Source organism: Deltaproteobacteria bacterium CG11_big_fil_rev_8_21_14_0_20_49_13 (assembly GCA_002796305.1).
GTDB lineage: Bacteria > UBA10199 > UBA10199.
This window is the reverse complement of the sequence record PCWZ01000043.1, coordinates 24515-36713: the sequence shown is the minus strand read 5'-3', so window position 1 is coordinate 36713 and position 12199 is coordinate 24515. Positions and strand designations below refer to the sequence as shown.

5 protein-coding genes are annotated in these 12199 nt (G+C 50.0%); 4 read left to right on the top strand and 1 reads right to left on the bottom strand.

Going from position 1 to position 12199, the window contains the following annotated elements; genetic code table 11:
- Window positions 1-258: 258 nt before the first annotated feature.
- A complete protein-coding gene (locus tag COV46_03720) occupies window positions 259-5214 on the top strand; it encodes a hypothetical protein (GenBank protein ID PIR17587.1) in 4956 nt (1651 codons plus the stop codon).
- A 47-nt stretch (window positions 5215-5261) separates the two neighbouring features.
- Here COV46_03720 and COV46_03715 read toward each other — a convergent pair whose 3' ends face one another.
- The gene (locus COV46_03715; GenBank protein ID PIR17586.1) at window positions 5262-6821 is read right to left on the bottom strand and encodes a hypothetical protein; all 1560 of its coding nucleotides are present in this window, start codon (window positions 6819-6821) and stop codon (window positions 5262-5264) included.
- A gap of 27 nt (window positions 6822-6848) precedes the next feature.
- Between COV46_03715 and COV46_03710 the strand changes: the two genes are divergently transcribed.
- Genes COV46_03710 through COV46_03700 form a run of 3 tightly spaced genes read left to right on the top strand, consistent with a single transcriptional unit; the run spans window position 6849 to window position 12067 of the window.
- Window positions 6849-7922, top strand: a complete 1074-nt coding sequence (locus tag COV46_03710) for a hypothetical protein (protein PIR17585.1) — start codon at window positions 6849-6851, stop codon at window positions 7920-7922.
- Entirely contained in the window at window positions 7909-10380 is a 2472-nt protein-coding gene (locus tag COV46_03705; protein ID PIR17584.1) for a hypothetical protein, read from the top strand. The genes COV46_03710 and COV46_03705 overlap by 14 nt, the downstream gene beginning before the upstream one ends.
- Window positions 10373-12067: a hypothetical protein gene (locus COV46_03700; protein PIR17583.1), complete on the top strand. Its 1695-nt coding sequence runs from the start codon at window positions 10373-10375 to the stop codon at window positions 12065-12067. Before COV46_03705 ends, COV46_03700 begins: the two co-directional genes overlap by 8 nt.
- The last annotated feature ends 132 nt before the right edge of the window (window positions 12068-12199 follow it).

Here is a 12199-nt window from a genome sequence, read left to right as displayed (position 1 = left end):
GGGGGAGGGAGATCGATTTTATTTTGGATGTTGAAAACGGGTTTTTTGACAAATATCAGGTTTGCGCCGATCTTGAGGAACAGAATTGCGCCAGAGAGTTGGGCGCTTTTTTGTTGGTTGATAAATATCTCAAAAACGGTCAGAATCTAATCCTGACGTTGAATAATAGCATTTCTGCAGATATCCTCAAAAAGCATAACGCTGTTCATGCGAACGTGATTAGATGGTTGCTGGAGGTCTAATGTGTATCACATGTTAATGCGCGATATAATTGATGTGCCGGTGGTTGAGACGGTCGTCCGCCTAGACGACGCAGCGGATCGAACTAAGCGCGAAGGTGTGGTTGGCGAGTTTGTTCTCACGCGCCAGGTGGAGCGGAATCTTAGCCTGATCGCGCAGTCTGTCAGAGACGGAAAAGGAAGGGGCCATTTTCTTGTCGGGCCGTACGGTTCGGGGAAATCGCACTTTTTGTCGTACGTTTCGCTTGTCCTTTCCGGCGAAGTGGCCTGCCGGACCGAAAATCCGCTGGCTAGCGCCGCAATGGAAAAGCGATTCATGCCCTGCCGCGTTTCGCTGGTGAATGTCCGGAACGACAGGCGCTTAGAAGACGCGGTTCTTGCCGAGGCGGAGAGGAATGTTCGCGCGTTGGGCGCCGAGGCGAATTTTGCAAAAAGGTCCCGCTTCATAGACTATGTCGATAGCTTTGTGAGGCCGGTCGATTCGGCCGGCATGGACGAATATTTTATCTCCCGCGGCCTGCCGACATGGGAAAAATTAAAGGAAGATCCCGATAAGGCGGCTGTCTCGGCGTGGGGATATATTAAGGCCCACCCGGATTGCCCTGAAATGCCGGAAACAGCGCCGGCAACGCTCCTTTCGCAAATTGTGAAGTCGGCAAAATCGCTCGGTTACGAAGGGGTCGTTATCGTTATCGACGAGCTTTCGGAATTTTTGAAGTCGAAGCCGTCGCGCGTAGCGCTCAACGAAGACGCGCGCTATCTCCAGCTTATGGGTGAGTTGGCGCTGTCGGAAAAGCTTTGGATTGTAGCTTCGCTGCAGGAGGCCATCGAACAGACTGGCGATATAGCCCGCGACGTCATAGCAAAGATCAAGGACAGGTATCCCGTAAAAATGTCCCTTGATGAGGCCCATATCAAGGGTTTGATAGATGGAAGGCTGATACGCAAAAAAGAGGGGGCAAGGGAGCGCATCCGCGAGGTATGGGCGAAGTACAGCGAAACCATTCCGCAGTTTAAAATTGATTTCGAGGAATTTTACCGCATTTATCCGATTCATCCCTCGACTATCCGTTATTTGGAGGGGCTTAAAAGCCTTCTTTCCGCCCACAGGGGTGTTGTAGATTTCATCGTTTCACAAGTGAAGGGCGATGCGAAGAGGGGAGTAAAGGGTCTTCTTGACGGGCCCGACAAAACCCTCGTTACCGTAGATGCTATCTACGATCATTTCAGGGACAGAATCAGAGAGGACGGACGATTTGCGGAGTTCGATACGCTTGTGCGGCGCGATATGCAACACGCCGCCAAAAAGACATTCGCGGACGAAGGCGACCTTTCGCTTGCGAATCGCGCCTGCGATATTTTAATTTTAAATAAAATTGCCGAACTCGAAAGGCCTAAGAGCGTTTCCGAACTTGTCGGGATGCTCATGATGGCCCCAAGCGAGGTGTCGTCGAAGGCGAACGAGCAATATCTGTCGGACGTCATTTTGGAACCTCTCCTTAGGGCGTCGCTTTTTCTCCATGCGAGCCATGAGAAGGAGGCCGGAAAACGCGTCTTTGAAATTTCTTTAGAACGCAATGCCAAAAACCTTCTGCAAAAGGAGATCGACCGCGTTTTATCTTCTCTGCCGTCATCCGACAAGCGCGCAATTAGGACGGTATTCGGCGAAGTTTCGTCGGAAATTCCCGTCCGCGAAGCGTTAAATGGAGCCGCCAACGAGTTGATTATTCAATGGAGAGGAACGCAGAGGCGGGGCGGCATTTTATGGTCGGAATCGCTCTCTTTTGCGGAGGTTGAGCAAAAGATCGTCGGCGCAGACCGTGATTTCGCGATTGTCCTCTGCCCGCCGGATTTTAAGCTGCCGACAAATGAACCGATTCCGGATGGAGCCGTATACTGGATTCCTGATTTTGATAAGACCGATCTTTCAGAGATGCAAAAATATTACGCTGTGAAGATTTTGTCGGAAGATGCAAGCGTTGAAATGGCGGTCAAGGAAGACGCCGTTCGCAAGCTTGATGACGAAAAAACAAGGCTGGCCGGCATAGTCGAGTCGGGATTTAAAAAAGGGAAGTTTGTCTGGGGCGGCCATACAGAAGAGCGTGCGTTCGCTTCCGGCAATCCCGCAGGCTTAATGGAACGGTTTGCGGCGAGGCCGGTCGTTGAAATGCTTAAGGGAATCCATCCTAAATTTTTGGAGGTGGCTCCGGAGGTGGAATTTGTGTCGCGCCGGACGCTTATGCCGCTGATAGAAGCAATTATTGCGCCCGGACGCGTTACCATGGCTGCAGCGCGCAAGAACAACAGCCGCACGATGATAGAAGGTGTGCTGATCCCGATGGGGCTCGCGCGCGTTCAGGGCCCGTCTTTTGTCATGCAGGCGGATCCTTCTTTTTCATCCCTGGCGAGCGATGTTTTGAGCATGATCAAAAAGGACGGCAAGATGGGAGCATTGAGGCGCAACCTCAGGCGGGGAGAATACGGCCTTACCAAAGAGATGGCCGAACTGCTCATCGTGTCGCTTGTCCACACAGGCATTGTCGACATCAAAAAAGGAGGCCGGCGCATTCCGTCCGGCATCGTCGGCTTTTCGCATGTTGAAGAGGCCGACGAGATCAACACCGGCGAGCTTCTTCCGGCAGATCTCAAAAAACGCCTTTTTTTGGATGGGTATCTTACCGAAGGCATCGAGAGCGCATCTTTTTCGCTCTCTTCGCAGAGGGAAGCGTGGGGAAGATTGTTGGAAGCTCGCGACCTGATGAAAAGATTTTCTTTGGAAACGCTTCCTGCTCTTTCAGCCATCAGCAAATATCCTATTTTCGACGGTTTTGATTTTGCAAAGGCGAAGGCCGTTATTAATGGCGGTCTTGAAGCGATGGGCGGCGTTGAAGATTCGAAGGGGGCGGCAAAGGGGCTTGCGCAGTATCTTTCGGCCTCGCCGCCGGAGCTCGGCGGAATATTGAAAACGGCTGGTGCGATTGAAAAATTTGCGGTTGGCGATTCAGAGCGGGTGATTCGCATTGCGGATTATTTGAGGGGGATTCCGGAGGGGACTGTTATGCCGCCGCCGGCCGCGCAGAAGCTTGCGGATTTAAAAAGTCTTCTGGAGAGCCTTACTGAAGTTGTTTTGCATAACAAGGTAGACGACATTTTTTCCGCGTTTGACGCTTTTTTGGGATCTTATTCTTTATGGTATGTCGATGAGCATGCGCGCGCGTTTCCCAAGGAGCGCTTTAAGGAGCTCAAACAGCTGTTTGAGATGAAGAAAATGCGTGCGCTTTCGCTTGCAAGTGGCATTTCTGGAATTCACCTTGTGGACGGGTTTGATTCGATCAAGGCGCGCATTGATGCGGCGTTGTCGCTCTATTGTGACAGAGCGGCCACGCCGTTTTTGCGGCTGAAGCCGCATTGCGACTGCGGGTTCATGCCGGGCAAGATGATTAAGTTTGCAAATGCCGCAGATATCGTAAAAATGGCGGAAGGCGGCCTGAAAGAGGCGTTTTTGGCGCTTTCAAGCCCGGCTATTCTGGAAAAACTTGTTTCACGAATAGCGGCGTTGCGCGATTTAGACCGGACGAAGTCGGAAACGCTTGAGAGCATATTTCACAAATTGCGCGAAAATTTGGAGATGGGCGCATTCGTGGAACTTTTGGCTCCCGATGCGGCGTTTCTTTTGAACGAGGCGCTCAAACGCGAAGTGACAATCGTCAAAAGAAAGGTCGGCGATCTTTCAGAGAGGCTTTCCGGCAGAAAATTGCCTCCTTCGCTGGTTCGCGAAATATTTGAAAAATGGCTTGGGAATTATGAAAAAGGCGATGTTGTGATAGACATGAACGAAGGGGACGGAGACGTTGCCGCCATGGCCGATTCTCTGCTCGCGGTGTGGATCAAGGATCACGAACTGGATGATTTGAGCGCGAGATTAGCCCTTGTAATACCAAGCGGAACGGTTGCTTGCTTCTCCGGGGCAGAACTTGTTGTTGATGGAACGCGGCTCAAGAAAATGGCGGATCTGGCCGGCCTTGTAAACGCCAGCGGCGATAAAATATTGCAAATACTCAAGCGCGAGCGGTGCTGCCGGACGTTTGCCATGGAAGCCGCGAAACATCTGATAAATCATTTGATAGATGGATGGAGGCCCGAAGCAACCGCGGTAGATTGCCAGTTTGGCGACATCAAAAAAATATGCGATGCGGCCGTTATCGTCGCAAAGCCATTTTTCGATGCGCCGGTTGGCGAGTTGATTCGTTCAGAGTCGCGGCGCGAATACGCGATTTCTTTTTTGGCGGAGAGCCATTACCGGAACGATTTTCCGTCGATGCAAATCGTGGAAAAGTTGCGTAATGCCATGTTGCGACAGACAGATGTTCGCGATCGCATGTTTGCCGGGCTTCCGGAATGGAAAGAGCAATTTAGCCACGTATTTGAAAAGCATCAGAATGCCGTGTTCCTCTTTCTGGACGCTGCCAGATGGGATATCGTGGCCCAACTAGGCGAATTTATCAGAAAGAGCGATGGAATGAATGTCGCTAGTGAAAATTGGTGCCGCATTAATGGCGCAGATACTGGCTCGTGGCAGAGGGCCTTCTTTGGCACGTCGGATGCGGATGCAATATCGGCGATCCTTAAAAATCGGGGCATTTGCTATTTTGCCGACGCTGAAACGCTGGAGGTAAGGAAACGGATCAAGGAGGAAGCGGGTAAAGGCTCAATGTGGCTGCGAGTTGGAATAATAGACCGCCTCTTGCATGCAACGACGCAGCCGTTGCATCAATTGATGGATTCGGCGGTTGCGGAAGTCAGCGGCGTTATAAAAGATATTTTGCCGTTGATAGGATCCGGCCGCCCTCTCGTTCTTTTGACCGATCATGGATTTTCGGAAACGAAAAAAAACAGTGGTCGATATTGCCATGACTCATCGCACGTTTCGGACACGATCGCGGCGATGATTGTGTACGAAAGGCGCGGAGTTTGAAGCAGAGAGAAGCAGAGAATAGTGAACAGTGAAGCAGTAAGCGGCGGTTAAAATTCCGGAAAGTTCATTTTGAGGCCGGCCTGGAACATCAGGTCGGCTTTGTTGTTTCCTGATGTAAAATTACTATTTGTTACGTAGTCCCAGCCGAGGGATGAATAGAAGTTAAGTCGGTTATCTTGGAAGGGGATGGCAAATGTGTAGGCATTAAAGATATGAGATTCGTTATTTACCCCTTTTCTTTCCATGTAACCTCCGGCAAGCCCTAATTTAGTCTGCGGCGTGAAGTTGTAATCGGCTGATGCGGTGAATTTTTGTGAATCAGGTCCCATTATGCTTCCGATGAACAAATTATTTAGCGCCCAGCCCGATGGGTACTTAGAGCTCGTATAAGTGTTCGCGGCGATGTTCTCATATTCAACCCGTAGCGACCACTTTCCTATGAAGTCAAACCTTGGGAAATAGACACCGGCAAGCCAGCCGAACTTTTCATCATCTCTATTCTCAATATATCCCTCCCCGTAAAGATTTACCCCGCGTAGTCCATTTAAAACCAGCTTTCCGTCAAATCCTATCCGGTTCACTGACGAATGACCTGCCTTGCTTTCTGTGATGTCGGCAAAACCGAGGTCCAGCCATTCGAACGGGCTTACATTTATTTTGCCGCCCCAAACCCAAGCATCTTCGGGATCGTAAGATGGTCCCATATTTGCCGCAATGAGCGTTGCCTCCACCGGGACAAGTATCTTTACCGGTTTTGATGTCGATAACTTGACCATGTCCAGAGGCCTTGGGTTATCGGAGAACATTAAGCCCCCATGCAATGCATTTCCCCATACAAGTTGATCTCGTCCAACCTCTATCTCAAAACTATTTATCCCTGTCTTGACATAGAGGTTCTGGATGTAGGCATGGGCCTCGTCGCCGGCACTTGTGCTTGTATAGATGAACTGGAACTGGGGGCGCAGGTATGCGGAGAAATATTTTGGAAATGTGAGGGAACTTTCGGTCTCGATGTAGTAGTTGCTGCCTTCTTCATAATGGCGGCCCTCTTGGTTGGCGGCCAGAGGGTAGAATTGGTCATTTATCCGGTTGGGAGGGGCCGCGCCGACCGGAAGCGGGGAGTTGTTCAGGTATGTGTAGGTGAGGGAGGCGGATGAGAGTGGATGAAATTGAATGTCATTATAATGTAGTTGATCGCATGGGATTGCTTCGCCCTTTGGGCTCGCAATGACATGCAATCCATCGCCATATTTGGCCGAAAGTTCCTTTAGTATCGCATCCACGAATCTTTTTTGGGCGAGGAGTTTGTTGTAACTCTTGTAATCACCCCTTTCAGGTCTATCCGGCGACTCGAGGCCCTTGATCAGCTCATCCCTGTTGGACATGGCTTCCGTGACCAACCGCGCCGCATAATCTCTGGTCCATGGGCGTTGGGCGGTGATGGGGGTTTTAATAAGGCCCACGGCGGCTAATTTGTCTATCAGGGCGTAAGAATAGTCATTTGTAGGGATGTTATTTGAAACTTGGGCATATCCCATGGCCGGAGGAAGCATGAGGAACAGAAGGAGTTTAAAGGTGGTTAGAAGGTGTTTAAAAAGTGGTTTCAAGGTGGGCGACAATGTAGTTTAATTTCAATGATTTGTCAAAAGTCATTGCAAAAAAGCGCCAAAACAGATACAAAAGCCGCCACTTCTATGGCAAATGGCACCACAACTCATGCTACATCCTTGAACGAAGAAAAGGGTATCCTGACGTCCCACTCCAGGTGGTTATTTAAAAGAATCCTTGCCTTTATAGCCCTTGCGGGCCCTGACCTCATGCTTGCGGTCGTTATGACCCTCGTCCTCCTTGTTACCATAATCTTTGCCGGCGGTCACATAAGGTTCTTTCAGGCGTCCCTGGGTCTGCCGGTCGGCATCACCTTGACCCTTATTATCTATCACTCTATCCTTGCCAGGTTCAGGCCGGAGGAGAGAAAGCTTCCGCATCACATCCTTCGCGACTGGCTTCCCTTCCTCTTGGTCACGTTCATCTACGAAAACCTTCACGACCTGAGCAAACTTTTCTATAAACACGACTTTGCCGGGGTCTTTTACCACTGGGACATCGCTATTTTTGGCGTTGAACCAACCATCTGGGCACAGAAGATCTATTCGCCCATACTTACCGACATCATGGCCTTTTGCTATGCCCTCTATTTCGTCTTCCCGCTCGTTCTTATGTTCTTTCTTTCTCATGAAGACAGGCGTTCCGAGTTCAGGGAGATGGCCCTGGCCGTAACATTCACGTTCCTTATGGGTTTCATAGGTTATGTTGCCTGGCCGACATCGCCTCCGCGCTATTTTATAACCGAACTCTACACGAATCCGCACGTCCTTCACGGTCCCTATATCTTCGACCGGTTGCAGAGCGCCTGGGACAGCCTCTCCGTCGTTCCGTGCGGGGCATTTCCAAGCCTGCACGTCGGCATTTCTGCGGTCGCGCTTTTCTTTGCGTGGAAGTTCAGGAGTATTAATCGAATATTCGGCACCATCTGGCTGATATACATACCGCTCGTCCTTGGGCTCTGGTTCTCCACCGTCTATCTGCGCCACCACTGGGTCATCGATATCTTTGCAGGGCTTTTTGTGGCGGGTGTGGCCTACGCGCTTTCGGAATATGTTCTAAAAGCCTGGCACGGTTTCAGGGCCCGTTATGATATCCGATAGAATACACCGCGGTTTTTCCGCATACATAGACCTCGTTCAAAGGCACCTTTTTCTCGCGCTTGCGGCGGTTCTTCTCACATCGATCGCTTCGTTCTACCTGTCGTCCAGGTTATCGATAAAGGGGGACTTAAAAGAGCTCCTTCCTGATAATTACCAAAGCGTCAAGGACCTTAACGCCACCCTTGAGCGCATAGGCGGGGTAGGAAGCCTCATAGTTGTCGCCGAAAGCCCCAATGTTAATGCCAATAAAAAGTTCATGGATGACCTTGCTTCAAGGATTGAAAAGCTGCCCGAAGGGACCATCCGTTACCTTGATTATAAATCTGATGACATAAAGAAGTTCTACGAAAAATATACTCTATATTACATAAACATTGAAGACATAGACAAGCTCTACGGAAGCATCCAGCGAAGGATCGATTACGAGAAGCTCACCAAGTCGGGCCTCTTTATAGACTTTGCGGACGAGGACCCCCTGACCGCCCAGATAGATGAGATAAAGGGCCGGAACCAGAAGAACTACACCGCCCCCATTCAGGCCTTTGAGAACTATTACGGAGGTGAGTGGGGCCGCATGCTCATCATGATAATAAGGCCCTATGAGCAGAGCCTCTCTGTTGAGAACGCCCGCAGGCTGATAAACAACGTGGAGCAGGAAGTTGCCGGTCTTGATCCTTACTCTTATGACCCTTCAATGAAGATCGGTTTTTGCGGCAACGTTAAGAGCACGGTGGAGGAGTACGATACGCTCAAAAAGGACGTGGTCTCGACCGCGCTCCTTTGCATTTTTCTGGTCGCACTTGCTATCAGTATCTTTTTCCTGCGCATCAGGATAGTGTTCCTGCTTGGCACAACGCTCATAATCGCGCTTTCGTGGACGTTCGCATTTACCTATCTTTCCATCGGTTACTTGAACAGCCAGACGGCATTTTTGGGCTCCATAATCCTCGGAACCGGTATCAATTACGGCATTATTCTAATGGCTCGCTATGTCGAAGAGCGAAGGAAGGGCCGCATTCCGGCCGACGCCATGAAGATATCGGTCAGGAACACATTAAGCTCCACATTCCTTGCCGCATCGACCACTGCCGTCGCCTTTGCCGTCCTCCTTTTGGCGAGGATAAAGGGGCTCAACCAGTTCGGGATGATAGGGGCCGTCGGAGTCATGCTCTGCTGGCTGGGCACATTCATTCTTCTTCCCATATTTACGTTAATAACCGAGCGCGTCAGGGAGACCGTGAAAGAAGGGGCCGAGTCTCCAAGAAAGAGTGCGGTCTTCGCCAAGCTTACGTCGTGCGTGGTTCATTCCCCCGGAAAGGTCCTGGCCGTCTCCATAACTATCGCGGTCCTTTCGGTCTTGCTTGTCGCCCAATTCGTTCCCGATGCCATCGAATACGATTTTACGAAGCTTAGGAACAAGACAAGCGTCGCCTCCGGGACCGAGGCCCTGGAAAAACGTGTCAGCAAGCTCTTTAAGGACTCGATGACCCCTGCCGTTGTCCTCTTGGATAAAAAAGAAGATGCGCCGCTTGTCTGTGATGTCATAAACGAAAAGAACATGGCGCTTCCGGAGTCGGAACGCCGCGTCGGTTCGTGCTATTCGATATACAGCCTTCTTCCCAAGGATCAGGAAAAGAAGATACCGAAGTTTGAAAAGTTCAGGATATTATTTGCAAAGAATGAGGAGTATATCAACGGCCTTAAAGGCGATCTAAAGGACAAGGTCGATCCTATCAGAGAATCCCTCAAAGGGGACCTTTTAACGATCGACGATATTCCCTATGCCCTCACCAAACATTTTGAGGACCTGAAGAAGAACAAGGGTGTCGTTGTCTTTGTGAACCCGAGGCCCGGCATGCTCCTTTCCGACGGCAGGAATCTGACACGTTTTTCGGACACGATAAAGAGATTCACGCTTAAAGACGGCCGCATCTTTCACGCGGCAGGCGCCTCGATGATATTTTCGGACCTTGTGAAGGCCATAAGGGACGAGGCCCCCATTCTGACCCTGGCCTCTTTTATCATGGTGATCATCTTTGTAGGCTTTGTCGTCAGGCACTGGCGGTCCTCCTGGGTGATAATCATCTGCCTTGTTGTGGGCATAATCACGATGCTTGGGCTTGCGGCACTCCTGAAGATCAAACTTAACTTCTTCAACTTTATTGCGCTCCCACTGACCTTCGGGATAGGTGTCGATTACGCGATAAATGTGGTGATGCGTCTTGTGCGCGATAAAATGGAGAACGTTGAACATTCGCTCAGGCATACTGGGCTTGCCGTCATGCTCTGTTCGCTCACCACGATCATTGGCTATTCCGTGCTTATCGTCGCCAACAATCAGGCGCTTGCGTCGTTCGGATGGGTCGCGATCATAGGAGAGCTGACATGCATCAGTGCTGCGGTGATCCTTGCCCCCGCGCTGATGGTCTTGTTCAATAAGAGGAGATCTGATGCGTAAAACTCATGTCATTGCGAGCGTAGCGAAGCGATCTACATGTCATCGCGAGCCCCGAAGGGGCGTGGCGATCCAGTGCGTTAACTGGATTGCTTCACTTGCGTTCGCAATGACAATTATACTTATCATATCTGCCACATCATTTGCCATTCAGCAGGTAGATGTGAACGTGTACGATGATGTTGTCTACAGCTATCTGGCTAAGCTCGCATCTCGCAAGCTCATAAAGACCTATAGCCCCAACCAAAGGCCGCTCTCGAGGTTTACTGTCGCAAGACTTGTTGTTGAGGCAAGGGGAAGGCTTATCGAGGCCCCCGATGAGGGAGTTGAGCCTATAATGCGTGAGCTTGAGAATGAATTTAGTGCGGATATCGCATTGATCGATGGCAACAAGGGAAGGAGTTTGGAATTTAGACCGATAGATACAGCAGGTTTTTCATGGACCGCCACGAATCAGCAGGAAGAGGCCATGCCGAGCGGGCTTGGCACTACATCTGGTACTGTTCAGCCTCTTTTGGATTATAAAGACGGCCAGCGCTATGAAAAATATAGCAACTTCTACTTCGATACATCTCACCGGCTTTCCGCAACACCATATTTTTCATTTTATGTTCAGCCTCTCTTCTATTTGCGTTCCGGCGATATCGAGAACGGCGGTATTACGCTCTACCGCGGATATGTTAAGACGGGATATAAGAACTTTGAGCTTCAGGTAGGTCGCGATGCGCTTATCTGGGGTCCGGGTGAATACAGCCTTCTTTTCAGCAACAACGCACATGCACAGGACATGATAAGGCTCACAACGCCCTCTACATTCAGGCTTCCGTGGGTACTTAAGCACCTTGGCCAGTGGCGTTTTACCGCCTTCTTTTCGCTTCTAGGCGGTGATTATCAGCCAAAGAACACGATACTTTCCGGATACAGGGTAGATTATCAACCGGCCTACTGGCTCGATCTTGGATTTGACCATGCAGTTATGATGGGTGGAGAGGGTGCCGTTAACCCTAGTGTTACAACCGCGATAGGCGAGTTCATAGGGTTTCTTTTTAATTCAGGGAATAGTCGTGCGTCTTCCAACCACCTGATGGGCGCCGATGCCACGTTCCATATCCCACCATTACTTGGCATGGAGGTGTATGGCAAAGTTCTACTAGAAGACACACAGCAGGAATATGGTTTTATGCTTATAAATGATGCCAACTGGCTTGGCGGGATCTATTTTCCAAGATTGGATAAAAAGAATAGGCTCTCTCTACGGGGAGAATTTATCTATACGGGCCAGTTCTCCTACAGACACGGTTTTTACAGGGATGGTTTTGCACTGGATGATAAATTCATGGGCTATGACGCCGGGTCTGATACTTATTCAGCATACATAACCTCTACATATCAGTTCAATTTGAACGAGTTCATAAGGGCGAATGCGAGATATCTATACAGATCAAGCGATCAATACGGACTTACCTTTGATTCGAACGGTAATAATAACGGCATATATGTTTCCCAAAAAGGTATTACCGAACATCATTTCCTCTTTAAACTTGCCGGCCAGAAAAAGATAACAAAAGTGATGAATATCTACGGCGAAGCCGGGATAGATGCCGTGAAGAACGATGGTTTCAGGAGCGGCAATAATGACGTTGATTTCTCGACGCAGGTGAAACTCGTGTTTCACGACCTTTCAAAATAGTAAATAGGTTGTCATCCCTGCGGTAGTAAGCAGGGATCTCACGAATAAGGGTGCGTCATCCCTGAGGTAGTAAGCAGGGATCTCACGAATAAAGGTGTGTCATCCCTGCGGTAGTAAGCAGGGATCTCACGA